Origin of the sequence: Aestuariivita sp., assembly GCF_021404545.1 — a bacterium.
Lineage (GTDB): Bacteria > Pseudomonadota > Alphaproteobacteria > Rhodobacterales > Rhodobacteraceae > Aestuariivita.
Genome location: NZ_JAAWWD010000063.1, coordinates 81,483 through 104,663, shown reverse-complemented (window position 1 = coordinate 104,663; position 23,181 = coordinate 81,483). Strand labels below are relative to the sequence as shown.

The 23,181-nt window shown below is 63.5% G+C and carries 27 protein-coding genes and 1 other RNA gene; 11 read left to right on the top strand and 17 right to left on the bottom strand.

Annotation, left to right across the window (positions count from 1 at the left end; all coding sequences use genetic code 11):
• Nucleotides 1-214: 214 nt before the first annotated feature.
• Together HEP69_RS20575 and mgtE are read right to left on the bottom strand one after the other, a co-directional pair.
• Nucleotides 215-799: a 5-formyltetrahydrofolate cyclo-ligase gene (locus HEP69_RS20575; RefSeq protein ID WP_290560381.1), complete on the bottom strand. Its 585-nt coding sequence runs from the start codon at nucleotides 797-799 to the stop codon at nucleotides 215-217.
• Nucleotides 796-2,190 carry a magnesium transporter gene (gene mgtE, locus HEP69_RS20570; RefSeq protein WP_290560380.1) on the bottom strand — a complete coding sequence of 465 codons (1,395 nt, stop codon included), beginning with the start codon at nucleotides 2,188-2,190 and terminating at the stop codon, nucleotides 796-798. The genes HEP69_RS20575 and mgtE overlap by 4 nt, the downstream gene beginning before the upstream one ends.
• Before the next feature lie 165 nt (nucleotides 2,191-2,355).
• Here mgtE and guaD point away from each other — a divergent pair, with 165 nt between their 5' ends.
• A complete protein-coding gene (gene guaD / locus HEP69_RS20565; RefSeq protein WP_290560379.1) occupies nucleotides 2,356-3,663 on the top strand; it encodes a guanine deaminase in 1,308 nt (435 codons plus the stop codon).
• A gap of 99 nt (nucleotides 3,664-3,762) precedes the next feature.
• Here the strand turns inward: guaD and HEP69_RS20560 are convergent, their stop codons facing one another.
• From HEP69_RS20560 to HEP69_RS20545, 4 genes are all read right to left on the bottom strand, one after another.
• Nucleotides 3,763-4,194, bottom strand: a complete 432-nt coding sequence (locus tag HEP69_RS20560) for a CAP domain-containing protein (protein ID WP_290560378.1) — start codon at nucleotides 4,192-4,194, stop codon at nucleotides 3,763-3,765.
• Between the two features lie 5 nt (nucleotides 4,195-4,199).
• On the bottom strand, nucleotides 4,200-5,543 hold the full coding sequence (locus HEP69_RS20555; protein WP_290560377.1) for an 8-oxoguanine deaminase: 1,344 nt from the start codon (nucleotides 5,541-5,543) through the stop codon (nucleotides 4,200-4,202).
• A 124-nt stretch (nucleotides 5,544-5,667) separates the two neighbouring features.
• Entirely contained in the window at nucleotides 5,668-6,468 is an 801-nt protein-coding gene (hisN, locus tag HEP69_RS20550; RefSeq protein WP_290560376.1) for a histidinol-phosphatase, read from the bottom strand.
• A gap of 73 nt (nucleotides 6,469-6,541) precedes the next feature.
• Complete coding sequence (locus tag HEP69_RS20545; RefSeq protein ID WP_290560375.1) at nucleotides 6,542-6,916, bottom strand: helix-turn-helix transcriptional regulator; 375 nt, start codon at nucleotides 6,914-6,916, stop codon at nucleotides 6,542-6,544.
• 357 nt (nucleotides 6,917-7,273) lie between these two features.
• Here HEP69_RS20545 and HEP69_RS20540 point away from each other — a divergent pair, with 357 nt between their 5' ends.
• Complete coding sequence (locus HEP69_RS20540; RefSeq protein ID WP_290560374.1) at nucleotides 7,274-8,233, top strand: NADPH:quinone oxidoreductase family protein; 960 nt, start codon at nucleotides 7,274-7,276, stop codon at nucleotides 8,231-8,233.
• A gap of 107 nt (nucleotides 8,234-8,340) precedes the next feature.
• Here HEP69_RS20540 and HEP69_RS20535 read toward each other — a convergent pair whose 3' ends face one another.
• Nucleotides 8,341-9,222, bottom strand: coding sequence for a LysR family transcriptional regulator (locus HEP69_RS20535; RefSeq protein WP_290560373.1), 882 nt, complete (start codon nucleotides 9,220-9,222; stop codon nucleotides 8,341-8,343).
• A gap of 128 nt (nucleotides 9,223-9,350) precedes the next feature.
• Between HEP69_RS20535 and HEP69_RS20530 the strand changes: the two genes are divergently transcribed.
• The gene (locus HEP69_RS20530) at nucleotides 9,351-9,560 is read left to right on the top strand and encodes a DUF1127 domain-containing protein (RefSeq protein WP_290560372.1); all 210 of its coding nucleotides are present in this window, start codon (nucleotides 9,351-9,353) and stop codon (nucleotides 9,558-9,560) included.
• A gap of 168 nt (nucleotides 9,561-9,728) precedes the next feature.
• Nucleotides 9,729-10,466: a Bax inhibitor-1/YccA family protein gene (locus HEP69_RS20525; protein ID WP_290560371.1), complete on the top strand. Its 738-nt coding sequence runs from the start codon at nucleotides 9,729-9,731 to the stop codon at nucleotides 10,464-10,466.
• Nucleotides 10,467-10,618: 152 nt separating this feature from the next.
• Here the strand turns inward: HEP69_RS20525 and HEP69_RS20520 are convergent, their stop codons facing one another.
• The 8 genes from HEP69_RS20520 to gatC all read right to left on the bottom strand — a co-directional run bounded on the left by HEP69_RS20520 (nucleotide 10,619) and on the right by gatC (nucleotide 16,221).
• Nucleotides 10,619-11,143 carry a GNAT family N-acetyltransferase gene (locus HEP69_RS20520; protein ID WP_290560370.1) on the bottom strand — a complete coding sequence of 175 codons (525 nt, stop codon included), beginning with the start codon at nucleotides 11,141-11,143 and terminating at the stop codon, nucleotides 10,619-10,621.
• Nucleotides 11,144-11,249: 106 nt separating this feature from the next.
• A complete protein-coding gene (rpmG, locus tag HEP69_RS20515; protein WP_050927593.1) occupies nucleotides 11,250-11,417 on the bottom strand; it encodes a 50S ribosomal protein L33 in 168 nt (55 codons plus the stop codon).
• A gap of 121 nt (nucleotides 11,418-11,538) precedes the next feature.
• Nucleotides 11,539-11,991 carry a PAS domain-containing protein gene (locus HEP69_RS20510; protein ID WP_290560369.1) on the bottom strand — a complete coding sequence of 151 codons (453 nt, stop codon included), beginning with the start codon at nucleotides 11,989-11,991 and terminating at the stop codon, nucleotides 11,539-11,541.
• Between the two features lie 395 nt (nucleotides 11,992-12,386).
• Nucleotides 12,387-12,788, bottom strand: an RNA gene (gene rnpB, locus HEP69_RS20505) — RNase P RNA component class A.
• 88 nt (nucleotides 12,789-12,876) lie between these two features.
• Complete coding sequence (locus HEP69_RS20500; RefSeq protein WP_290560389.1) at nucleotides 12,877-13,572, bottom strand: N-acetylmuramoyl-L-alanine amidase; 696 nt, start codon at nucleotides 13,570-13,572, stop codon at nucleotides 12,877-12,879.
• Nucleotides 13,533-14,333 carry a hypothetical protein gene (locus HEP69_RS20495; protein WP_290560368.1) on the bottom strand — a complete coding sequence of 267 codons (801 nt, stop codon included), beginning with the start codon at nucleotides 14,331-14,333 and terminating at the stop codon, nucleotides 13,533-13,535. The genes HEP69_RS20500 and HEP69_RS20495 overlap by 40 nt, the downstream gene beginning before the upstream one ends.
• 41 nt (nucleotides 14,334-14,374) lie before the next feature.
• On the bottom strand, nucleotides 14,375-15,862 hold the full coding sequence (gene gatA / locus HEP69_RS20490; RefSeq protein WP_290560367.1) for an Asp-tRNA(Asn)/Glu-tRNA(Gln) amidotransferase subunit GatA: 1,488 nt from the start codon (nucleotides 15,860-15,862) through the stop codon (nucleotides 14,375-14,377).
• A 71-nt stretch (nucleotides 15,863-15,933) separates the two neighbouring features.
• A complete protein-coding gene (gene gatC, locus HEP69_RS20485) occupies nucleotides 15,934-16,221 on the bottom strand; it encodes an Asp-tRNA(Asn)/Glu-tRNA(Gln) amidotransferase subunit GatC (RefSeq protein ID WP_290560366.1) in 288 nt (95 codons plus the stop codon).
• 184 nt (nucleotides 16,222-16,405) lie between these two features.
• On the opposite strand from gatC, the gene HEP69_RS20480 reads away from it, so the two are divergent.
• The 3 genes from HEP69_RS20480 (at nucleotide 16,406) to HEP69_RS20470 (ending at nucleotide 18,072) form a co-directional block, all read left to right on the top strand.
• On the top strand, nucleotides 16,406-16,813 hold the full coding sequence (locus HEP69_RS20480) for a VOC family protein (RefSeq protein ID WP_290560365.1): 408 nt from the start codon (nucleotides 16,406-16,408) through the stop codon (nucleotides 16,811-16,813).
• Between the two features lie 128 nt (nucleotides 16,814-16,941).
• On the top strand, nucleotides 16,942-17,430 hold the full coding sequence (locus HEP69_RS20475) for a twin-arginine translocation pathway signal (RefSeq protein WP_290560364.1): 489 nt from the start codon (nucleotides 16,942-16,944) through the stop codon (nucleotides 17,428-17,430).
• 6 nt (nucleotides 17,431-17,436) lie between these two features.
• Entirely contained in the window at nucleotides 17,437-18,072 is a 636-nt protein-coding gene (locus tag HEP69_RS20470; protein WP_366111723.1) for a ferric reductase-like transmembrane domain-containing protein, read from the top strand.
• On the opposite strand, the gene HEP69_RS20465 is transcribed toward HEP69_RS20470, so the two are convergent.
• Nucleotides 18,069-18,719, bottom strand: a complete 651-nt coding sequence (locus HEP69_RS20465) for a ceramidase domain-containing protein (RefSeq protein WP_290560363.1) — start codon at nucleotides 18,717-18,719, stop codon at nucleotides 18,069-18,071. The two genes, HEP69_RS20470 and HEP69_RS20465, sit on opposite strands and share 4 nt — an antisense overlap.
• A gap of 54 nt (nucleotides 18,720-18,773) precedes the next feature.
• Between HEP69_RS20465 and HEP69_RS20460 the strand changes: the two genes are divergently transcribed.
• A complete protein-coding gene (locus tag HEP69_RS20460) occupies nucleotides 18,774-19,466 on the top strand; it encodes a metal-dependent hydrolase (protein ID WP_290560362.1) in 693 nt (230 codons plus the stop codon).
• Nucleotides 19,467-19,481: 15 nt separating this feature from the next.
• On the opposite strand, the gene HEP69_RS20455 is transcribed toward HEP69_RS20460, so the two are convergent.
• Nucleotides 19,482-19,934: a nucleoside deaminase gene (locus HEP69_RS20455; RefSeq protein WP_290560361.1), complete on the bottom strand. Its 453-nt coding sequence runs from the start codon at nucleotides 19,932-19,934 to the stop codon at nucleotides 19,482-19,484.
• Between the two features lie 62 nt (nucleotides 19,935-19,996).
• Here HEP69_RS20455 and HEP69_RS20450 point away from each other — a divergent pair, with 62 nt between their 5' ends.
• From HEP69_RS20450 to HEP69_RS20440, 3 genes are all read left to right on the top strand, one after another.
• Nucleotides 19,997-20,845, top strand: coding sequence for a pseudouridine synthase (locus HEP69_RS20450; RefSeq protein WP_290560360.1), 849 nt, complete (start codon nucleotides 19,997-19,999; stop codon nucleotides 20,843-20,845).
• 205 nt (nucleotides 20,846-21,050) lie between these two features.
• Nucleotides 21,051-21,947, top strand: coding sequence for a 5-bromo-4-chloroindolyl phosphate hydrolysis family protein (locus HEP69_RS20445; RefSeq protein WP_290560359.1), 897 nt, complete (start codon nucleotides 21,051-21,053; stop codon nucleotides 21,945-21,947).
• A 35-nt stretch (nucleotides 21,948-21,982) separates the two neighbouring features.
• The gene (locus tag HEP69_RS20440) at nucleotides 21,983-23,173 is read left to right on the top strand and encodes a toxic anion resistance protein (protein WP_290560358.1); all 1,191 of its coding nucleotides are present in this window, start codon (nucleotides 21,983-21,985) and stop codon (nucleotides 23,171-23,173) included.
• The last annotated feature ends 8 nt before the right edge of the window (nucleotides 23,174-23,181 follow it).

Below are 23,181 nucleotides of genomic sequence, written 5' to 3'. Positions count from 1 at the left end.
CGAGTGTTTTGTCTTGGGTTTGGGGGGGGCCGGCCCCCCCGCCGGGCCCCCCCCGCCGGTTTTTGAAAGAGAAAAAGAAAGGACGGGGCCCCTCTTGCTTCTTCTGGCCTTAAATATTCCCAGGGTTTGGGACAGCGTCCCAAGGCCCGTGCGGCCGCGCACAAATAGAATAGAATGCGGCGCAGCCGCTCCGGTCGGGCAAGCCCATGGGCGCTCAGGTTGGACAGATGCGCGCGCGGCGAGGGATCCGGCGCACCTCCCGCTCGGTCACGATCATGTCGAGCGGCTGGTCTGTCGGCTCGACAGGGATGGTCTGCATCTCCTGAGCGGTATAGGCGAAACCGATGGCCAGCGTCGCGCGCCGCGCGCGCAGACCTTCCAGTGTGCGATCGTAAAATCCCCCGCCATAGCCCAGACGCCCGCCTGAGCTGTCAAACCCCACCAGCGGGACGATCAGGATCTCCGGCTCGATGACTTCGTGAACCAGCGGAATCCGCGCACCGAACGGCCCCTCCGTCATCGGCGCGTCCGGTTCCCACCGGCAAAACCGCAAGGGCTGCCCCGTACCCTGAATGACCGGCACGCCCACGGGGCCGTGCGCCGCTGCCTCGGCCATTGCGGGCAGTGGATCGATCTCTGTCCGAATCGGCATGTATCCGGCCAGCGGCACGCCCCGATATCCCGCCAGCACCCCCGACAGGAGCGCCGCCATCCCGGGCGCCTGCGAGGCATGGGCCGCCTTGCGACGCCCGAATGCCAGCTTGCGCAGGGCGGCCTTTGCAGTCGCCGACCCGCTCACAGCAGCACCACTGCCGCAAGACCCAGAAACGCAAAAAAGCCCACCACATCCGTGACCGTGGTCACAAACGCCCCCGAAGCCAGCGCCGGATCGACCCCAATACGGTCGAGCAGGACCGGGATCACCGTCCCGGCAAACCCCGCGACCACCAGATTGATCACCATCGCCGCCGCGATCACATATCCCAATGCCAAAGACCCGAACCAGATCCAGCCCACGACGCCCATCACAATGGCAAAGATCATGCCATTGATCACGCCCACCAAAACCTCGCGCCGGATCACCCGCCACACATTCGATCCCGTCAGATCCTTGGTGGCAATCGCGCGCACCGCCACCGTGAGCGATTGGGTCCCGGCATTGCCGCCCATGGAGGCGACAATCGGCATCAACACCGCCAGCGCCACGATCTGACCGATTGCGGCATCGAATTGCGCGATCACCAGGGACGCCAGGATTGCCGTCACCAGATTGACCGCCAGCCAGGGAAACCGCCGCCGCGTCGTGCTGATCACCCGATCAGCCAGCGAGCTTTCTTCTCCCACACCGGCAAGCCGCAGGATATCCTCCTCATGCTCCTCATCCAGCACGATCATCGCATCATCGATGGTGATCACCCCGACCAGACGGCCCTCTTCATCCACAACCGGGGCCGAGATCAGGTGATACTGGTTGAAGGCATAGGCAACCTCACCCTCGTCCTGGGTGGCGGGGATGACCTGAAAGAGGTCTTCGGTCAGGTCGCCGAGCGCCACTTCGCGGCGCGAACGCATGAGCTGTCCCAGGGTGACGTTGCCCACAGGGTGCAGCCGCGGATCCACCAGCACCACATGATAGAAATGCTCCGGCAGGTTGTCCGAGCTGCGCAGGAAATCGATCGTCTCGCCCACCGTCCAGTGTTCGGGGGCCATCACGACCTCCCGCTGCATCAGGCGGCCGGCAGAATACTCAGGATATGCCAGGGATTGCTCGACCGCGATCCGGTCTGCCTCCTCAAGCGCATCGAGGATCGCTTCCTGCTGCGGCTCGCCCAGATCCTCCACCAGATCGACGACATCGTCGCTTTCAAGTTCCCGCACCGCGTCTGCCAGAACCTGGGGCCTGAGGACGGAAATCACCTCTTCGCGGATGCTTTCGTCCAGCTCTGACAGGATGTCGCCATCGAACTCGCGATCGTAAAGCCGGATCAGTCGGATCCGGTCATAGGCGTTGATCTGCTCCAGAATATCGGCAATGTCGGCGGCATGGAGCGGCTCCATCAGCGCGGTCAGCTGAGCCTTGTCCTCCATATCCACCGCAAAAAGGATCGCGGCAATCGCCTTGCGGTCCAGGGCATAGGTGGCATCATCCGCGCCGGTCTCTGGCTCTGTTGCGATGTCATCTCTATTCATGCCTGCCCCCGGGAGTGGCCTTGGGTCCGACAGAGGTGACGCAAAAGAGAAGGTCCTGTCGGAAAACAATGAAAATGCGCCGATTTACCGGCGCTCCTGTCCCGGCTAGTGTGTTGCGCGCCCTGACGCAAGCGGGCAGCGCAAAAAACCACAAGGGCATTCTGGATGACGGCGCCATTCATTCTCAAAGGTAAGGTCCTGTCGTTCACCGGCAACCCGTTTCAGGACGATCCCGGCGCGGCGGTCCGGCTCGACGAGGCGCTTGTGGTCGATCAGGGCCGGATTGTCGCGATCGGCACGCTCTCCGAAATGCGCGCGGCCTCTCCCAGCGCCGGGATCGAGGATCACGGCGACCATGTCCTGATGGCAGGCTTTGTGGATGCCCATGCGCATTACCCGCAGACCGCGATCATCGCCAGCTGGGGCAAGCGGCTGATCGACTGGCTGGACAGCTATACCTTTCCCGAAGAGATGCGCTTTGCCGATCCCGCCTATGCCGCCCGGATCGCTGCACGCTATCTCGATCTGACGGCCGCGGCCGGGACGACCACGGTCTGCTCGTATTGCACCATCCACCCGGCAAGCGTGGAGGCGTTCTTTGCGCAGGCCAAGGCGCGTGGGCAGCGGGTCGTCGCAGGCAAGACCTGCATGGACCGCAACGCGCCCAAGGGGCTGCGCGACAATGCCCAAAGTGCCTATGACGACAGTCTTGCGCTGCTGGAGCGCTGGCACGGTCGCGACCGGCTGTCCTATGCGATCACGCCCCGGTTTTCGCCCACCTCCACCCCCCAACAGCTCGACGCGCTGGGCGCGCTCTGGGCCGAACATCCCGACTGCCTGATGCAGACCCACCTGAGCGAACAGACCGATGAGATTGCCTGGGTCAAGGAGCTTTTCCCCAATGCGCGTGACTATCTCGAGACCTATGAGGCCCATGGGCTACTGGGTGAAAACGGCCTTTACGGGCACGCCATCCATCTGAACCCCCGCGAGCGCGATCGCCTGCGGGAGGTGGGAGCGGCGGTGATCCACTGTCCGACATCCAACACATTTATCGGATCGGGCCTCTTTGACATGGCAGGGCTGATCTCTCAGGGGCATCGCGTGGGGTTGGCCACCGACACCGGAGGCGGGTCGTCCTTTTCAATGCTGCGCAGCATGGCCGCGGCCTATGAGATTGGCCAGTTGCGCGGTACCGCACTGCATCCCGCGCAGCTTTTGTGGCTGGCGACGGTGGGATCGGCACGCAGCCTGCGGATGCAGGATCAGATCGGCAATCTGGCCGTCGGGGCGGAGGCAGACATCATCGCCCTCGATCTCGCCTCCACTCCGGCCATTGCGCAGCGCAGCGCCGAGGCTGAGGATCTGTGGGAAGCGATCTTTCCCACGATCATGATGGGCGACGACCGCGCCATCGCGCAGGTCTGGATCAACGGTCAACCCGGTTCATTTTCTGGCACAGAAAATGATTAGAAACTGACACAGTTTCTGGACCCGGCACGGCACGACGCGCCCCATTTTCTGGGTCAGAAAATGGCCAGAAACTGTGTCAGTTTCTGATCGGGCCCATGTTCAACACCCTGGACGCCCCAGCACCATCACCCAAAGCGCCCCATCGGCGCGGGCCAATCCCATCTCGGTCGCCCGCCGGTCCAGCATGTTGCGCCGATGCCCGTCCGAGGCTGTCCACCCCGCCATCGCTTCCGCTCCGCTGCGCTGACCCTTCGCTATATTCTCGGCAATGAAACAAAACCCGTAGCCCTTGTCTCTGGCCCGCTCCGCCAATGTGCTGCCGTCGCTGCCGATGTGAGAGAAAAACCCGGCCCGCGCTATATCCCGCGCGTGCCCTTCGGCGACCCGTTCCAACCTCTCGGAATAGACCAGCGGTGCGCGGCCTGCCTCGCTCCGCTGCGCATTGACATCCGCAAGCACGCCCGGATCGGCCAGTGCGCCAGGGGCCAGCAGGATGGCCGTCATGACCGCCAGTTTTCTCAAGGATCGCATCGTGCCTACACCTCCTCCGCCAGCCGCGCCGCCAACCGGTTTTGCCGCTCGACCAGCTTTGGGAGATCGACCGTCAACACCTGTCCATCGCGCACGATCTGCCGCCCCTCGACAAATAGGTGACACACCTTCTGAGGTCCCGCCATCAGCAGCGCGGCAGGGTCCCAGCTTCCCGCAGTTTCAACTCCCGACACATCCCACAGCGCAAGGTCTGCCCGCTTGCCCACGGCAATCTGCCCGCAATCGTCGCGCCCCAGCACCTGTGCCCCACCGCGCGTTGCAATCTCCAGCGCCTCACGCGCGCTCATCGCGGTCGCGCCATGCGCCACCCGCTGCAACAGCATGGCCTGCCGCGCCTCTGCCATCATGTTTCCCATGTCATTGCTGGCCGAGCCGTCCACCCCCAGACCGACCGGCACGCCCGCATCCCGCATTGCCCGCACCGGCGCGATGCCACTGCCCAGACGACAGTTCGAGCATGGACAATGCGCCACCCCTGTTCCGGTTCGCGCGAACAACTCGGTCTCGGCCCGATCGAGCTGGACACAATGGGCATGCCAGACATCCGCCCCGACCCAGCCCAGATCCTGCGCGTATTGACCCGGGCGGCAGCCGAACCGGGCCTGGCTATAGGCGATGTCCTCGGCGTTTTCGGCCAGATGAGTGTGCATCATCACGCCCTTGTCGCGCGCAAGCTGAGCCGCGTCGCGCATCAGGTCCCGGCTGACCGAAAACGGCGAACATGGCGCCACACCGACGCGCAGCATCGCGCCGTGCGAGGGGTCGTGAAAGGCATCGATCACCCGGATCATATCCTCCAGAATGTCGGCCTCCCGCTCTACCAGCGCATCGGGGGGCAGCCCACCATCGCTCTCTCCGATGCTCATGGCGCCGCGGGTTGGATGAAACCGGAGCCCCACCTCGCGCGCCGCGTCGATCGTATCCTCCAGCCGCGCGCCATTTGGGTAGAGATAGAGGTGATCCGCGCTCAGCGTACATCCCGAGAGCGCCAGCTCCACCAGCCCAACCTGAGCCGAGACAAACATCTCCTGGGGTCCGAACCGTGCCCAGATCGGATAGAGCGTCTGCAACCAACCAAAGAGCAGCGCGTCCTGACCGCCTGGCACCGCCCGGGTCAGGGTCTGATACAGATGATGATGCGTGTTGACCAAACCGGGTGTCACCACCAGGCCGCGCGCATCGATGACCTCGGCCTGGCCGACCTCAAGGCCTTTGCCCAAAGCCGCGATCTGCCCGTCCGAGACCCGGATATCCACACCGCGCAACTCTCGGCGCCGGTCATCCATGGTCAGCACGGTCTGCGCGTTTCGGATCAAAATATCGGGCATGGCTCACACCTTTTTCGCACACGACCCTTTTTCGGTGTGACATCCGGGCATCCCCGGATCCGCGCGACAGGAAGGACTCGCGCCGACACCCGCAGTCTAGAGGCGCCGGTCGCGCTCTGGCAAGTCAGTCCGCAAACGGGCGCAACAGGGCCAACGCCGCCGCGTGAACCGCCGCATTGGCGGCCGCCACGACCTGACCGCCGGCCTGCGCCGGACCGCCGGCCCAATCGGTCACAATGCCGCCCGCCGCCTCGACCACGCCCATCGGTCCTTGAATATCATAAGCCTGCAATCCGGCCTCGATCACCAGATCGACCTGACCGGCCGCCAGCAGCGCATAGGCGTAGCAATCCATGCCATACCGCACGAGCCTGACCTTATCCGCCACGGCCTCGAACCCCTGGCGATCCCGGTCCCGCCCCACTTCGGGGAAGGTGGTAAAGAGTGTCGCCGCGCCCAGATCCCCGGTGCCGCGCACGCGGATCTGCCGCGACCCCTGAGGTCCGCGCAAGAACGCGCCCGAGGCATCCCCCCAGAACCGCTCTCCGATATAGGGTTGGTCGATCATCCCCAAGGACGGGGCCGCGCCATCGGAGCTGAGCGCGATCAACACACCCCATGTGGGCGTGCCGCTGATGAACCCGCGTGTCCCATCAATCGGGTCCAGAACCCAACTGCGCCCCGAAGGACCGCGGGACTGGCCAAACTCCTCGCCCCAAATCCCATCCTCGGGACGGTGACGGGCCAGAATATCCCGCATCGCGGCCTCGGCCGCGCGATCGGCTTCGGTAACCGGATCGAACCCGGCGCTGTCTTTGTTGTCAGACACGAGGGTTGCTGCACGAAAATACGGCAAAATGACCGTGCGCGCTGCATCGGCAAGCGTATGGGCCAGGTTAATATCCGACAAAGGTCTGTCACTCATACTCGCTCCTGTGCCACTGACATGTCAGCAGCGCAAGAGACCAGAGCAGCGACCCTTGGCTGGCGCCGCAGGGTCAGGCCACGTCGCTGAGAACGCGTGCAAGTTCGAACAGGCGTTTGCGCTGGTTCTCGGGGATCGCGTAATAGGAGCGCACCAAATCCAGTGCTTCCTTGTCGCCCAAAAGATCGGTCGGCACCCCAGGCTGCCCCTGAGATCCCGCTGTCGCCTCTTCATCGAGCCCTTCAAAGAAGAAACTGACCGTCACGTCCAGCGCATCCGCAATGTCCCAAAGCCGCGAGGCGCTGACCCGGTTCGCACCGGTTTCATACTTCTGGATCTGCTGGAACTTGATGCCGACCTTTTCGGCAAGCTGCTGCTGGGTCATGCCAATCAACCATCGGCGATGCCGGACACGTTTTCCCACGTGCACGTCAACTGGGTGAGCCATTCTTTACCTCCGTCACAGACGTCTCTACCTGATCGTACAGCTGAGCTTTTTGCGGCCTGTAAAACTGTACCTTGATCAAACCTCTTTTATCACCACAGCTGCCCCCAATAGAGCCTGTGCAGCGCATCCGGACAGTAGTCCAATTATCAAGTTGAATACAACATTTATGATTCACCGCCGACGGGCAATCGGGGCACATGGTTAATGGATCATTGCCAATTGCCTGTCGATGCCGTCGGCGATGCCGCATAAGGATCTGCGTTTGCGCCGCGTGTTTCGCGACGTCACGGCGGCCTTTCCCGGTTTGACATACAAGCCCGAAATCCGGCTAATTGCGGTGAAAACAGGGAAAATAACATGCTTGCTTACCATATCGCCAAGGTCGGGGATGCACCGGCGCTGACCGAGATCGCCACGCCGGAACCGGGTCCCGCAGAGGTGCGTCTGACGATCCGTGCCTGCGGTCTCAATTTTGCCGATCTTTTGATGCAATCGGGTACCTATCAGGACACGCCCGACGCCCCGTTCACCCTTGGCATGGAGGTTGCGGGCGAGGTTGACGCGGTGGGGGATTCGGTCTCGGGCATCGAGATCGGGGACCGTGTCGCGGTTTTCGGCGGCTCTGGCGGGCTGGCCCAACACGGGGTCTTCGATGCACGCCGGGTCGCGACCCTGCCCGATGAAATGAGCTTTGAACATGCGGCGGCCTTTCAGGTTGCCTATGGCACCAGCCACGTGGCGCTCGCGTATCGCGCGCGGCTCAAGCAAGGCGAAACGCTGGTCGTGCTGGGAGCCGCCGGTGGCGTCGGTCTGACGGCCGTTGAGATCGGCAAGTTGATGGGCGCCAACGTGATCGCGGTGGCCCGCGGCGCCGACAAGCTGGAGATCGCGCGCCGCGCAGGCGCAGATCATCTGATTGAGGCCGAGATCGAAGACCTGCGCGGCGCGATCAAGGCGCTAGGCGGCGCCGACGTGGTCTATGATCCGGTGGGCGGAGACGCATTCAAGTCTGCATTCCGGGCCTGCAACCCCGAGGCGCGCATCCTCACCATCGGGTTTGCAAGCGGCGATGTACCATCCATTCCGGCCAATCACCTGCTGGTCAAGAACATCTCGGTTCTGGGGTTCTATTGGGGCGGCTATATGGGGTTCAAGCCTGAGGTCATCCTGTCCAGCCTGAAAACACTCACCGACTGGTATGTGGACGGCAAGCTGAAGCCCCATATCAGCCATACCTTGCCGCTGAGCGAAGTGGCGCAGGGCATGGAACTGCTGCGCAGCCGCAAATCAACCGGTAAGGTGGTGATTGTACCTTGATCAACTTACCGGCGTAACAGGCTGCAATCCTGTGTGTTTTCCGACCGGAAATCGCCGCGGACGCGCGCCGTGCCGAAACCCCGAGCGGCCCATATCCCGGCGTTGCGCTATGCGGTCAACAACGCCTCGTCCCCGGTTTTCGAGCCGGTCCGATAGGTGGTGCGGATCAACTCCCGCAACGCATTGGCCACCGGGTTTTCGGTCCGCTCCATGTAAAGGACGATCCGCGTCTCTCCAGGATCCGGCAGCGCGCCGCCATGGTCGATTGTCGTGGTCTGGCGCGGATAGACCCCTTGAATGACCGCCGAGATCGCCAGATCCGCGCTCAGCATCGCCTCCACCGCATTGTCGAGGTCGGATTCCACGGCCATCTCCCAGGGTTGATGGGCCGCCTCCAGCCGCCGCAACACATCGGTGCGGAAAATACAGTTGGAGCAAAAGGCCACCGGCAACGGGTGACGTTTCCAGGCCTGCCCGTCCAACGCGCCAATCCACACCAGCGGCAGACGCACCAACACCTCGCCACCGGGCCCGGCCTGTTCTTCGGTGGTCAGGATCACATCGCATTGCCCGCGCCCGAACATCTCGCGCAGTTTGCGCGTGGGCGCCGAGATCAGCCGCACCTGCATGCGCGGAAAATCCATCGCAAACCGTCTGAGGATGTGCGGCACATAGGGGTAAATGATGTCATGCGGCACGCCCAGCGTGATCTCGCCTTCATATTCATTGGCCGTCAGACGTCCCCAGGCTTCGTCATTCAGTTCTAGAATGCGGCGGGCATAGCCCAAAAGCTGCTCACCCGCCGCTGTCAGCGCGATGCCGCGACCGGTCCGATCCAAGAGCGGAATGCCGAGGTTCTCCTCCAGCCGTTTCAACTGCATCGAGACCGCCGACTGCGTCAGATGCAGGAACCCCGCCGCCCGGGTGACGCCGCCGCTGTCAGCGACCGCGACAAAGGATCTGAGCGTGGTGATGTCTAGATTTCGCATTGATCACAAACCTTGATTGATGGCCTCACAAACATTCGTTTTTAAAATACACCACAGGGCGCCATATAGATCAAGGAAATTGATGAAAGAGCGATCACGCATCAACAACTCAGAAAAGGACGCACCCCATGACCTATACCGCCTCGCACTCTGCCGCCTTCCGCCGCCCCGCCCGCCGCCGCATCGGTTTGTCGACCGTCCTGGCCGCCTGGCGTTCGCGCCAACAGCTCAAGGTTCTGGACGACCGCGCATTGGCCGATATCGGTCTGACACGGTCCGAGGCGCAGGCAGAAGCCAGCCGCCCGATCTGGGATGTGCCCGCCACCTGGCGCAACTGAGATACACCGCCCGCGCCCAAATCACGCCCGCGCGGGCGGATTGCGCCGAATTATCCGCAGAATCCTGAGGGAAATACTTGAAAAAGGTGACTCCGTTGCCGATATTTAGCACGAGAGCCGCCGGTATCCTCCGGCGGTGTGTATAACGTCGTATTATGGAGACCTTGAATGGCTGAATTCGACACAATCCGGACTGCCGCTGGCGCGCGCGCTGCCCAGATTGATGAGGGGCTGCGTGCACATATGAATAAGGTCTACGGCACGATGTCCGTAGGCATGCTGATGACCTTTGCCGTGGCCTGGGCCGTTGGAACGAGCCCTGCCCTGCTGTCGGTCTTCTATAACCCTGTGACGGGCTCGCCCAATATCCTGGGCTGGATCCTGATGTTCGCCCCGCTGATCATGGTGTTCGCCTTTGGCGCCGCCATCAACCGTCTATCGGCTGCGGGCGCGCAACTCTTCTTCTATGCCTTCGCCTCGGTGATGGGCTTGTCGATCGCGTGGATTTTCCAGGCCTTCACCGGCATGTCGATCGCGCAGGTCTTTCTGATCACCTCAATCGCCTTTGCGGGGCTGTCGCTCTGGGGCTATACCACCAAAAAGGACATCTCCGGCTGGGGGTCCTTCTTGATCATGGGCGTGATCGGTCTTGTGATAGCGATGATCGTCAACATCTTCCTGGGCTCGCCCGCGATCATGTTCGCGATCTCGGTCCTGGGTGTGCTGATTTTTGCAGGCCTCACCGCCTATGACACGCAAAACATCAAAAACACCTATCTGGCGCACGCCGCGCATGGCGATCAGGAATGGATGGGCAAAGCCGCGATCATGGGCGCGCTGAGCCTCTATATCAACTTCATCAACATGTTCATGATGCTGCTGTCGCTTTTCGGCAATCGAGAATAAGCATAGCGCGCCATATGAAACACGCAGAAAGCCGATCTGAAAGGGTCGGCTTTTTTCTTGGGCCGATGCTGCGATCTTGACGCCATACCGGGATGGTCCATGCGCGGAAGATCCCACCCGCAGACCGATACCCCCCCTCCCATGCCATGATCCTACGGCTGCTCCAGACGCTGACGCATCCGCATGCACGGAAATGTAATGCCAGGGGCCAGCGGAACCTCCATCGGCCCCTCTCCGGCAAAGCCCATCGCCTCGTAAAAGCGCACGGCCGTCAGGGTGGCCCAGCACTCCATCTCACGCAGACCCGCCGCTGACGCGATTCGCAGCGCATGACCCACAAGGCGGCGCGCGATTCCACGGCGCTGCAAGCGGTGATCGGCCACCACATGGCGGATATGGCCACGGTGGCGCAGCTGGCGGTCCACAGACCAGCCTCCTGCCCCGATAATCTCGCCCTGCGCATCTTCGGCCACATAATAGGTGCCCGACCCAAGCAGCGCGGGCTGTGCGCGGCTGATCAAGGGCAAGGCCGTCACCAAAACCGATGGAGGATAGTCCCGCTTGAGCAGACGCGGATAGCTGCCCGCCAATAGCGCATCGACCGCAGCAAGATCGGCAGGAGTGCTCGCACGGACATGACGGACAGGACCCGCGGCAGGTATCAGCTTATCCACCATTTCCAGACCCTTCCGTTCTTGGTTGTCAATCACCGTCCCCGTGCAAAGCAAAAGGGGGCCACGCAATGACGTGACCCCCTTCAAATTCTGTCGATCTGGAAACGGCTTACTTGATCTTGCCTTCCTTGTACTCGACATGTTTGCGGGCCACCGGATCGTACTTCCGTACCGACATCTTTTCGGTCATGGTACGTGCGTTCTTCTTGGTCACATAAAAGTGGCCGGTGCCAGCGGTCGAGTTCAGACGGATCTTGATCGTCGTCGGTTTCGCCATGATGTCTCTCCTGCATCCAAAAGGGTGCGCCTTTTGGGGAATTTCTCTGAGCGCCTGCTTGTACCCGGCTCGGAGCCCGAGTCAAGCCAGATTAGTGCCTTCCCGGACCCGGGTGTGAACGTCACTCTCCCAAGGGCGCATAATTGCGGTTTGCGGTCAGATCGCGCGACAGAATGATGATCGCGGCCACCTGCCCATCCTCGCCAAAGACCGGGGTCATGTTCAAGGCCCAAAGGCGGTCCTGCCCGTCGACGGTTTCGCGCGGCAGCTCGCAATAGATGTGGCGGCCCTGGGTCGTGAGATCCAGCGCCTCCTCCAGCGCGGGGCGCGTGGGGGCCGGCCAATAGGCGCTCCAGACCGTGTCGCGCACTTCGGCCAGAGAGCCGCCCATCAATTCATCCAGCCCGATCTGGTTCACAAACAGAATACGGCCATCCACCGACAGGATTTTTACGCAATCCGACGTGGCCTGGATCATCGACACCAGAAAGGACGGCGCGACAAAACCGAGAACGTCCAGGATTTCCTCGTCCCGGCCCGGTGGCACCAGGCGTTCCAGCAATCTGACCTTCATCGCGGTCCCCCTCTTCGCGCAAAGCGATGTGACGCACAATAGCGTCGGATTGAACGTACAATATAAAGTATATGCCCGATACATTTTATTTTAGCGCAGATTTCAGGCACGGCGAGAGGAAAGTCGCCTTCTCTGCCATAGCGTGCACATCGGGCCAAACCAGCAGCGACCGCCCCCATTCGATCTGCGCCGCCGAGCGCCGGAGCTTTGCTGTGACTGTGACAGGATCTCCGGCTTTCGCACACCGCTCTGTCCTATCCCAAAAGGGATCTCTTACCGGCGGTCCATCGAACGCCCCGTCCCGCCGCATCATGCGGCATCGGACGAACACCCCGTCAATTCAGCGCGGCGGGGCGACGACGGCCTGACCCAGGGCTCTGGGCCGGTCAGATAGGCTGCGCGGAAGGCCTGTAAGCCGGATTCTGTGTCGAGCGGGCGAACCCGCCCGATGATGACCATTCCTCTGGATCGCGCGGTTGCCCGCGGATCTCAAGCTGCCGACCCGACCCCTCTCGGCTAAAGCGGGCCTAGCGGCGGTACCGGCCTGGGCCGACCTGCCCGCGCGGGGGTCCTATTTGGCATTGCTCCCGGTGGGGCTTGCCGTGCCGCGCCTGTTGCCAGACGCGCGGTGGGCTCTTACCCCACCGTTTCATCCTTACCGGCCCATGGGCAGGCGGTTTCTTTTCTGTGGCGCTGTCCATCGGGTTGCCCCGTCCGGGCGTTACCCGGCACCGTTGCTTTAGGGAGTCCGGACTTTCCTCGAAGGGCACGCCCCCCGCGGCCATCCGACCTTCCGCGCAGGATGTCACGTACGCATCGACGCCCCGTCGGTCAAGCCCGCCAGATGCCAGGAGGGGCCGACAAAACGGTTTCGCCGAAACCTTTTCACCCCAGCCCCCGCAGAATCGCATAATCGGCCTTACACGCCGCCCCCTGTCCCCATGGGCGGTGGCGCAACCGAAAGGCGGCAAGCCGATCCTCGACCGATGCCTGCCCCGAATAGCCCGCCCGGACCAACAACGTCTCAAGCGGTTCGTGGATCTCTGCTGTCTCGACAGGGGTCGGGCGCGCCAGCCCTCCACGCGCCAGCCGCGCCCAGTCGAACCGAGGGCCAGGATCCCGTTTGCGCCCCGGCGCCATGTCGGAATGCCCGATCACACCCCGCGGTGCGATTGACCAACGCGCCAATAGGCCCGTCAGCAAGCCTTCCAGCGCGGTCATCTGGGGCTCGGCGAAGGGTTCGCCCCCTCGGTTGTCCAGCTCCACCCCGATCGAGCGTGAGTTGAGATCCGCAAACCCGCACCATGATCCAACCCCCGCATGCCAAGCGCGATCCTGCTCGCGCACCAACTGCCAAAGGCGCCCGTCCCGTGCGATCAGATAATGTGCGGAAACCTCGGCCTGCGGATCGCAGAGCCTCTCCAACGCGGCCTCGGCGCTCACCATGGCCGTATAGTGGAGAATGACGAAAGCGGGCCTTCCCCCATCACGACGCGGCCCGAAATTCGGCGAAGGGTGCCAGATCGGCTGAAGGATGCGGCTCAGTTTTGCACCGCGGCACGGAATGGGGCCGGATCCCAGGCGCAGGCAAATCCGTCGCCATCAGGATCAAGGCTGCGGCGGTCCCGGCGCGGTCCGCCATTGGCCAGAAATTCGATCTGCGCCTGATCGGCCGAGGCAAACCCGGCACAGTTGCGTTGCGAGCGGCCCGCCAGGTTGATCCCGGCGCGGGTGTAAAGCCGGGTGCCCTTGGCATGGCGCGTCTCCAATGCATATTGCACGATGTTGGGCTGGTCGATGCCCTCGCGCGTGGGCACCGCCGTGGGCTGGATCACCTGCATCTGCGCCCGGTTGCGCGCGATCCGTTCCGCATCGCTTTCGATCGATTCGCGCTGGGACACCGCGCTGAAATCGTTCTCATCCGAAATCGCCGGGTTGCTCAGCAAGGCAGGCGCCGGGTTCGACGGGCTCGCCTGAAGCGGGGCCACGCCGGAATTCGCCTCGGTTTCGCGCAGCGAGGCGGCCGCTTCGAGAATGGCGTCCCCGCTCTCGGCCGTGCCTTGTTGCGGGAGCGCTGCGGTGGAGGTGGCACTCAGCGGCGCGCCCGGAGCTGTGGTCGCGGATCTGCGGATCCCCGGGCCGGGCGGCAACGCCTGGCCCGAGACAGCGGTCGCAGACGGGATCGCCTGGACAGGCGCCTGCCCGGCAAGGGCGGCCTCCCGCGCGCGCTGCGCACTCAGTGAATTGTCAAATCCCACACCGACGCCCGCACCGCTGTCCGGCACGGCGGGCGCACAGGCGCTCAAAACCCCAACTGCAACCGCAGCCAAAATATTCCGCATCGCTCTGCTGTCCTGCCTTAGGTTCTTTGTTTGGGTTCTTTTTACCACCATTTGGCGGGTTTTGCCACAAATCCGGTGGCCTGCTCCAGAGCATAGGCAGAATTGAGCAAATCGCCCTCCTCCCAAGGCCGCCCGATCAGTTGCAGACCCAGCGGCAGACCCTGATTGTCCATACCCGCAGGCACGGAGATGCCCGGCAAGCCCGCCAGGTTGACCGTCACGGTGAACACGTCATTGAGATACATCTGCACCGGATCGGCATCGGTCATCTCGCCCAGACCAAAGGCTGCCGACGGGGTTGCTGGCGTCAGGATCGCATCCACACCTTGCGCGAACACATCCTCGAAATCCTTCTTGATCAGCGCGCGCACCTTGCGGGCACGGTTGTAATAGGCGTCATAGAACCCCGCCGACAGGACATAGGTGCCGATCATCACCCGGCGCTGCACCTCCGGCCCGAAGCCTTCGGCGCGGGTCTTTTCGTACATCTCGGTAATGCCGTCGCCCTGGCTCAGCGTCGCACGGTGGCCATAGCGCACCCCGTCATAGCGCGCCAGGTTCGACGACGCCTCCGCCGGGGCGATCACATAATAGGCCGGCAGCGCGTATCTGGTATGGGGCAGCGAGATATCGACGAGCTTGGCGCCCGCCTCCTCCATCATGCGGCGCCCCTCGGCCCAGAGCGTCTCGATCTCGTCCGGCATGCCATCCATCCGGTATTCGCGCGGAATGCCGATGGTCTTGCCCCGGATATCGCCGGTGAGGGCCGCCTCGAAGTTTGGCACGGGCAGCTCGGTCGAGGTGCTGTCCTTGGGATCGTGGCCGCACATCGCCTCAAGCATGATCGCGGCATCGCGCACCGATTTGGTCATGGGCCCCGCCTGATCGAGAGAGGAGGCAAAGGCCACGATCCCCCAGCGCGAGCAACGCCCATAGGTGGGCTTGATGCCGGTGATGCCTGTAAAGGCCGCCGGCTGCCGGATCGACCCGCCGGTATCGGTCCCGGTGGCTGCCAGACAAAGATCCGCCGCCACGGCCGAAGCCGACCCCCCCGAAGAGCCTCCAGGGGTCAGCGCTGTGTCCTCGTTTCCGCGCCGCCAGGGGTTGATCGCGTTGCCATAGACGCTGGTCTCGTTGGACGAGCCCATCGCGAACTCATCCATGTTGAGTTTGCCCAGCATCACCGCGCCTGCATCCGCCAAATTCTGGCTGACGGTGGATTCGTATTCGGGCATGAACCCTTCGAGGATACGGCTCGCGGCCTGGCTGGGCACGCCTTTGGTGCAGAAAAGATCCTTGATCCCGATGGGCAGCCCGCACATCGACGGCGCATCGCCCGCTTGGATGCGCTGATCGGCCTCGGCCGCGCGCGCCATCGCGATCTCGGGCGTCTTGTGCGCAAAGGCGTTGAGCGCGTCTGCCGCGTCGATCGCGGCCAGGCAGGCTTCGGTCAACTCGGCGCTGGTGATGTCGCCCGCGCGCAGGGCATCGCGGGCCTCGGCCAGGGTCAGAGCGTTCAGTTCCGTCATATCGTTTGTCCTTCAAACCCCCGCGGGGGCGCCCGTTTAGGGCTGAAAATCTCTCCTGCGGCGCCGGGCGCTTACTCGACCACCTTGGGTACGGCAAAAAAGCCTTCACGCGCATCGGGCGCATTCGACAGCACCTTGTCCTGCTGATCGCCGTCGGTGACCACATCCGCACGCCGTTTCAGCCGCATGGGCGTGACCGACACCATCGGCTCTACCCCTTCGACATCAACCTCGCCAAGCTGTTCAATGAAACCGAGGATCGTGTTGAATTCCTGTGCCAGCGCAGGCAGTGCGTCGTCATCCACCTTGATACGTGCGAGCTTGGCGACCTTGGCGGCGGTGTTTTGATCAATCGACATGGGATCTCTTTCACTAGGGTCCCGCGCCGTTTACCGCCCCACGCGCGGCGCTTCAAGACCGGTGGTTGTTTGCACTTGCCTGCCTAAAGGCCAGATCGCAAGATCGGTGGGAAAACAGGCATCATCCCTGCCCCAGCTTGCCGCGCGACCGCGCCCAGCACACCAACCTTGGAAAGGCCATCCCATGACGCTGAAACTGCATCACATCAACCTGGTGACGGACGATGTCGCGCGCCTCGACCGGTTCTATCGCGATGTGCTGGGGCTCAGCGCGGAGACCGGCGGCCTGCCCACCATCGACCGGCGGCGCGACATCGTGGGCGATGTGGCGTTTCGCACCGACGGCGCGATCCAGATGCATCTGGCGCAAAAGGACGTGCATGCGGCGTTCAAGACCGGCACCGCGGTCAATCCGCTCAGCCACGGCCACATCGCCTATCGCACCGATGATCTGGACGCGTTCAAGGCACATCTGGAGGAAAAGGGCATTCCTTATGCAGATTGGGGCAATCAGGCGGTCTCGGGCTGGAGCCAGATCTTTTTCTACGATCCGGATGGCAATGTGATCGAGGTGCATGAAGTGGATGAGTGACTGCGATTTGCGCGCTTCACGCAGTCGTGAGGGCGATGTGTCACGTCTCCGCTCGGCTCGCCCTTCGAAACTTTGTCAGATGCGCTATGCTTCTTGCATCAGACCGATCAGCGACAGGAGGATCGCCCATGACCACCACAGGCGTGACACGACGCTCCGTTCTTGCGGCCAGCGGTGCTGCCCTGCTCACCGGCACATCCGGTCTGCTGGCGCCTGCCCGCGCCGCAGGGTTGGCCCCCACCCCAACCATGCGCGGCGGCGCCAATAACTACTTGCCCGGAGCACCCATCGTCGACCGGATCGGCAATGGCGGCTTTTGGATGACCGGCACCGTACGCCGGGCGGGCGACGGCGCCCCTCTGCCCGATATACGCATCCAGATCTGGGCCCATACGACCGAAGGCCATGAGCGCGATCCCGAAAGCCACGGCGCGACACTGACAGATGCAAACGGTGCGTTCCGGCTGGAAATGCCGCAGATCGTCCCGGCCTTTGGCCAACCGCACGGCCATCTGGCCTATGACGACGACACGTTCGAAACCGTATTCCTGCGTCCGATCATGCCCAATGCCTCCGACACCACTCTGGCCGCGCATTTCGTTCTGCAACCGGCCTGACAGACCGTGACGGATACCGGTCAGTGGCGGCTGCGCGCGATCCTGATCTGGATGGCGCTGGGTCTGGCTGTATCTGCGCCCCTCGTCGCGGCCATGCTCAGCCCGCTCCTGGCCTGGCGCGAACCGATCTATATCGTTTCGGGGTTTGCCGGGGTGGTCGGTCTGGCCTTGATGCTGTTTCAGCCGCTGCTTGCGGGGGGGTACCTGCCCGGCTTGCCCGCTATGCGGGGGCGCCGGGTTCACCGCTGGATCGGCGCGGCTCTGGTCGCTTGCGTGGTGGGACATGTGGCGGGTCTTTGGATCACCACACCGCCTGACGTGATCGATGCGCTGCTTCTGGTCTCGCCCACCCCGTTTTCGATCTGGGGGGTGATCGCGATGTGGGCGGTCTTTGCCACCGCGGCGCTGGCGCTGCTCCGCCGCCGTTGGCGGGTGCCACCCCGGCTGTGGCGGCGCGCGCATACTGCCCTGGCCGCCATCATCGTCGTGGGAACCATCCTGCATGCGCTATTGATCCAAGGCACAATGGAGACCGTGACCAAAGCGCTTTTGTGCCTCTTTGTCCTTGTGGCCACCGCCAAGGTGATGCTGGACCTGCGGGTCTGGACCAGATCCGCCCGGTCGGACGCGTCATCGGGCTAACCGGCCTGCGGGGCGAGGCGACGATACCGCCGATACACCTCGATCATCCAGGCCAGCATGATTGCGTTCAGGATGTGCCACCACAGATGCGTGCCCATCGGGATCAGATCGCAAAGCGGCTCATCCAGCGTGCGGGCGGTCAGGGACAGGATCAGGATCCCCGCGCCAATCACAAAACCACGCGCCAGTTCCGGCTCGCGCCCGCGCAGGAGCCCGGCATAGATCAGGATAAGGAGCGGCACCGGCGCGTAGCCTGCCGACCCCCCGATCGGCAGCATCTGAAAGAGCGGCACAGTGGCTGCGGCATAAGGAACAAACAAAGCCGTCAGCCCCAGCGCTCCCCAGGTGCCAAACCGCCAGACATCGCGATTGATCGCAAAGATATAGACCAGGATGAACAAAAGGATCGGCGTGGTATCGGCCATCGCCGCCCAGACCTGCGCATGAGTGTGGAACAGAAAACTCCCCACCCCGATGCAGCCCAGGATCACCGCCAATACGCGAGCCAGGGGCAGACCTGCCGTCCGGCGCCACATTACCCAGGCCGCGATCAGAAAGGCGGCGTTGGTCACCGCGTTGATCGGCTCGGCCCAGTACCCCGGATCCAGCCGCTCACAATACGCGTCGATCGCCCGTGTCAAATCCATGGATTTCTGCCACCCTCATGCTAGCCTGCCCCTCGCATAGATAGGGAGTGCGACATGAAAATCATCTGGCTGGGCCATGGCAGTTTCCGTTTTGAGATCGGCGGGCAGGTGTTGCTCTTGGACCCGTGGCTGACCGGCAACCCGGTCCTGCCCGAGGAGCAGCATGATGCCGCCGTGACGGGGGCCAGCCATATTCTGCTGACCCACACCCATTTCGATCATGTCGTCGATGTTCTGCCGCTCACCAAAAAGCTGAACGTCCCGGCGGTGGGACAGTACGATCTGATGACATTCTGGTCGGAAACCGAAGAGATCGAGACCATCGGGTTCAACAAGGGCGGCACCGTCGATCTGGGCGGCGTCAAGGTGGCGATGGTGCCCGCGTCGCATTCCTCGACCTTCCAGACCCGCGATGGGCTGCGCACCGGCGGGTCCGAGGTGGGGTTCGTAATCATCGGCGAGGGTCACACGATCTATGCCTCGGGCGATACCGCGATCATGGCCGATATGGGCTGGATCGGCGACTACTACAAACCCGATGTCGGGATCCTGTCGGCGGGCGGGCATTTCACCATGGACATGGCCCAGGCCGCCTATGCCGCGAAAACCTACTTCGATTTCAAAACGGTGATCCCTTGCCATTACAAGACCTTCCCCTTGCTGGAACAGGATGCGGCCGCGCTCAGATCCGGTTTGCCGGGGGTCGATGTGATCGAACCGCAGGTCATGCAGGCGATTGAGCTCTAGGCGGGTCCGGTCGGGTCAGCGCCGCTTTTCGGCGAAAAACGACTTGAGCAGCGCTTCGGCCTCGGCCGCGCCAATGCCGTCATAGACCTCGGGCACGTGATGTGCCTGAGGGTGGGAAAAGACCCGCGCGCCATGCGCCACACCGCCCGATTTGGGGTCGGCCGCGCCGTAATAGACGCGACCGATCCGGGCCGCTGCGATGGCGGCGGCACACATCGCGCAGGGCTCCAGCGTGACATAGAGATCATGACCCGTCAGCCGCTCCGATCCCGCGGCGGCACAGCCCTGACGCAGGATCAGGATCTCGGCATGGGCCGTGGGATCGCACCTCTCGCGCGTGCGGTTCCCGTCCGCCGCAACCACCGCGCCGGACGGGGCGACCAGCACCGCGCCCACCGGGACTTCGCCCCGCGCGGCGGCTGCCCGTGCCTGATCAAGTGCCTGATTCATATAGGATTTGAACACCATACCCCAACATGACCAGCAATCGCCGCTTTCGCAAGTCACCCAGATCGGCTAAGCCACAGCGCATGACAGACACCCCCACACCCGGCGACCGCATCGCCAAGGTTCTGGCCCGCGCGGGCATCGCTTCGCGCCGCGAAGCCGAACGGATGATCACCGCAGGCCGCATCGCGGTCAACGGCAAACAGATCGACAGTCCGGCGCTGAATGTGACTGCCAAGGACCGCATCACCGTCGACGGCAAACCTCTGGCCGAGCCCGAGCCCGCGCGCGTCTGGCTTTACCACAAGCCCCCCGGGCTGGTGACCACCGCGCGCGACGACAAGGGGCGCGCCACGGTTTTTGACGATCTTCCCGACGAGATGCCGCGCGTGATGAGCATCGGCAGGCTGGATCTGAACTCTGAGGGGCTGTTGCTGTTGACCAATGACGGAGAGCTCAAGCGCAAGCTGGAACTGCCCTCCACCGGCTGGCTGCGGCGCTACCGGGTGCGCATCAAGGGGCGGCCCAAGGACGAGGATTTCGCACCGCTGCGCACCGGGCTGACAGTGGGCGCGGACCGGTTCCAGCCGATGCAGGTGACACTCGACCGGCAGCAGGGCGCCAATGCCTGGCTGACCATCGGGCTCCGCGAAGGCAAGAACCGCGAGATCCGCCGCGCGATCGAGGATATCGGCTTTACCGTCAACCGGCTGATCCGCATCAGCTATGGCCCATTTCAGCTGGGCACGCTCAAACCCGGTGCTGTCGAAGAGCTGCGCCGCCGCGTGGTGCGCGATCAGTTGGGACTGGAGGCCGAACCCGATCCCAAGCCCGTGCGCAAACCCCGCCCCAAACCGGGCGGCCGGACATCGCCCCGCCCCGCGCGCGCGCCGGGCCGCACCGGCTCGCGGCCCGCGCGCCCTAAATCCTGAGCGTACAGGCGAAATATCGCAAAACTGACGCATCACCGCGCCGCTTCCCCCTAGAAAGCGCGCGCGCCATGACATAGTCTCGGACCAGACCAGAAAGCCGGGGAGTTCCCATGTCCGCAAGCGGGCTGCAAAAGATCACCTATGCAGCACTTTTGATCCTCATGTTCGGCACCGCCACCGGCTGGCTCGGGGGGCTCTGAGAGGCATGGCCAAACGCTTTGGCGGCAAATACAGCCCCACTCCGGGGCAGGTCGGGGGTAAAACGGGGTCCGATCCGGCCCCGCGCGGCACCTTTCAGGGCGCGGATGTGGATCCGGTCGGTGCGCGGTCGAACCTGCTGTTTCTGCCGCCGGTGCTGTTGGGGTTCTTCTCGCTGAATGACGGGGCGCTGGGAATGGCGCTGGGCCTGACGGCTGCCGGCGTCTTGATCCTGGCGGCGTGGCTTTTGCGCGACGGGCTGCGCGCGGAGGCCGCATACACCGCGCGCAAGGTGGCCAAGCGCCCCGCGATCCCGCGCAAGATCTTTGCCTCGATGCTGACCGGAATCGGGGTTGGCATGGCCGCCTACAAGAACGACCCCGGCCTGATCGCCCCGGCGATCTTTGCGCTGGCGGCGGGCGGGCTGCACATGGCAAGCTTTGGTGTGGATCCGCTGAAGGACAAGGGGCTGGAGGGTGTTGACACCTTCCAGCAGGACCGCGTCGCGCGCGTTGTGGACGAGGCCGAGCGGCATCTGAGCGCCATGACCGATGCCATCCAACGCGCCGGAGATCGTCAGATGGAGGCGCGCGTCGAACGCTTTCAGCAGACCGCACGCGAGATGTTCCGCACGGTCGAGGAAGACCCCCGCGATCTGACCGGCGCGCGCCGCTATCTGGGCGTGTACCTTTTGGGTGCGCGCGATGCGACCGCCAAATTCGCCGATATCTACGCCCGCACCCGCGACGCGCAGGCGCGTGAGGATTATGCCGCGCTGCTGGATGATCTGGAGCAGAGCTTTTCGGCCCGGACCCGCAAGATGCTGCTGGAGGATCGCAGCGATCTGACGGTTGAAATCGATGTGTTGCGCGAGCGTCTGGAACGCGAAGGGGTCCGATTGTGACCCCGCGCCCAATCCATAACAAGTGAGGACCTCCCATGTCTGAGACGACCCGTGAACAAGCCCAGGCCGCCCTGGCCGAGGTCGAGGCCGTGTCGGCCGTGATCCTGCCCGAACCCAAAGGCGAGATCGTGGCTCTGGCCGAGGCCGACGCGCCGGTCAGCGCCGAGATCCGCAAGCGGATGGACGAGATCGACATTTCCAGCACCGGCTCGATCGTCGGCTTTGGCTCGGGCGCGCAGGCAGAGCTGCAACAGATCAGCCAGGCGATGCTGGCGGATGTGCGCAACAAGGATGTGGGGCCCGCGGGCGACAGCCTGCGCAATATCGTGACCACGATCCGCGGCTTTTCAGTGTCGGAACTGGACGTGCGCCGCGAGCGCAGCTGGTGGGAAAAGCTGCTGGGGCGTGCCGCTCCCTTTGCCCAGTTCAGCGCCAAGTTCGAACAGGTGCAGGGCCAGATCGACCGGATCACCGACGATCTGCTGGGTCATGAGCATGTTCTGCTCAAGGATATCAAATCGCTCGACCTGCTCTATGAAAAGACGCTGGCCTTTTATGACGAGCTGGCGCTTTACATCGCGGCGGGCGAGGAAAAGCTGCGCGTTCTGGATACCGAGACGATCCCAGCCAAGGAGGCGCAGGTGAGTGCCGCGGCCGAAAACGACCAGGTGATGGAAGCGCAGGAGTTGCGGGACCTGCGCGCCGCGCGCGACGATCTGGAGCGCCGGGTGCATGATCTGAAACTCACGCGCCAGGTGACGATGCAATCGCTGCCCTCGATCCGGCTGGTGCAGGAAAACGACAAGAGCCTGGTCACCAAGATCAACTCGACCCTGGTCAACACCGTGCCGCTGTGGGAGACCCAGCTGGCCCAGGCCGTCACCATCCAGCGCAGCGCCGAGGCAGCCGCTGCCGTGCGTGACGCCAATGACCTGACCAACGAGCTTTTGACCGCCAATGCCAAGAACCTGCGCGACAGCAACAAGATGATCCGGCAAGAAATGGAACGCGGCGTCTTTGACATCGAGGCTGTCAAACAGGCCAATGCCGATCTGATCGGCACCATCCAGGAAAGCCTCCAGATCGCGGATGAAGGCAAGGCCCGCCGTGCCGCCGCCGAAGAGGAACTCAAGAAGATGGAGGCCGAGCTGCGCGACACGCTGGCCTCGGCCAAGGCACGCCGCGACGGGGTCGGCGACACCTCCGGTACGGCCGTTCCGGGCTGAGCACAGGG

Coding starts and splice junctions, on each gene's coding strand:
- mgtE (WP_290560380.1), bottom strand. CDS start 2,190: ATGAATAGAGATGACATCGCAACAGAGCCAGAGACCGGCGCGGATGAT.
- guaD (WP_290560379.1), top strand. CDS start 2,356: ATGACGGCGCCATTCATTCTCAAAGGTAAGGTCCTGTCGTTCACCGGC.
- HEP69_RS20560 (WP_290560378.1), bottom strand. CDS start 4,194: ATGCGATCCTTGAGAAAACTGGCGGTCATGACGGCCATCCTGCTGGCC.
- HEP69_RS20555 (WP_290560377.1), bottom strand. CDS start 5,543: ATGCCCGATATTTTGATCCGAAACGCGCAGACCGTGCTGACCATGGAT.
- hisN (WP_290560376.1), bottom strand. CDS start 6,468: ATGAGTGACAGACCTTTGTCGGATATTAACCTGGCCCATACGCTTGCC.
- HEP69_RS20545 (WP_290560375.1), bottom strand. CDS start 6,916: ATGGCTCACCCAGTTGACGTGCACGTGGGAAAACGTGTCCGGCATCGC.
- HEP69_RS20540 (WP_290560374.1), top strand. CDS start 7,274: ATGCTTGCTTACCATATCGCCAAGGTCGGGGATGCACCGGCGCTGACC.
- HEP69_RS20535 (WP_290560373.1), bottom strand. CDS start 9,222: ATGCGAAATCTAGACATCACCACGCTCAGATCCTTTGTCGCGGTCGCT.
- HEP69_RS20530 (WP_290560372.1), top strand. CDS start 9,351: ATGACCTATACCGCCTCGCACTCTGCCGCCTTCCGCCGCCCCGCCCGC.
- HEP69_RS20525 (WP_290560371.1), top strand. CDS start 9,729: ATGGCTGAATTCGACACAATCCGGACTGCCGCTGGCGCGCGCGCTGCC.
- HEP69_RS20520 (WP_290560370.1), bottom strand. CDS start 11,143: ATGGTGGATAAGCTGATACCTGCCGCGGGTCCTGTCCGTCATGTCCGT.
- rpmG (WP_050927593.1), bottom strand. CDS start 11,417: ATGGCGAAACCGACGACGATCAAGATCCGTCTGAACTCGACCGCTGGC.
- HEP69_RS20510 (WP_290560369.1), bottom strand. CDS start 11,991: ATGAAGGTCAGATTGCTGGAACGCCTGGTGCCACCGGGCCGGGACGAG.
- HEP69_RS20495 (WP_290560368.1), bottom strand. CDS start 14,333: ATGCGGAATATTTTGGCTGCGGTTGCAGTTGGGGTTTTGAGCGCCTGT.
- gatA (WP_290560367.1), bottom strand. CDS start 15,862: ATGACGGAACTGAACGCTCTGACCCTGGCCGAGGCCCGCGATGCCCTG.
- gatC (WP_290560366.1), bottom strand. CDS start 16,221: ATGTCGATTGATCAAAACACCGCCGCCAAGGTCGCCAAGCTCGCACGT.
- HEP69_RS20480 (WP_290560365.1), top strand. CDS start 16,406: ATGACGCTGAAACTGCATCACATCAACCTGGTGACGGACGATGTCGCG.
- HEP69_RS20475 (WP_290560364.1), top strand. CDS start 16,942: ATGACCACCACAGGCGTGACACGACGCTCCGTTCTTGCGGCCAGCGGT.
- HEP69_RS20465 (WP_290560363.1), bottom strand. CDS start 18,719: ATGGATTTGACACGGGCGATCGACGCGTATTGTGAGCGGCTGGATCCG.
- HEP69_RS20460 (WP_290560362.1), top strand. CDS start 18,774: ATGAAAATCATCTGGCTGGGCCATGGCAGTTTCCGTTTTGAGATCGGC.
- HEP69_RS20455 (WP_290560361.1), bottom strand. CDS start 19,934: ATGGTGTTCAAATCCTATATGAATCAGGCACTTGATCAGGCACGGGCA.
- HEP69_RS20450 (WP_290560360.1), top strand. CDS start 19,997: ATGACAGACACCCCCACACCCGGCGACCGCATCGCCAAGGTTCTGGCC.
- HEP69_RS20445 (WP_290560359.1), top strand. CDS start 21,051: ATGGCCAAACGCTTTGGCGGCAAATACAGCCCCACTCCGGGGCAGGTC.
- HEP69_RS20440 (WP_290560358.1), top strand. CDS start 21,983: ATGTCTGAGACGACCCGTGAACAAGCCCAGGCCGCCCTGGCCGAGGTC.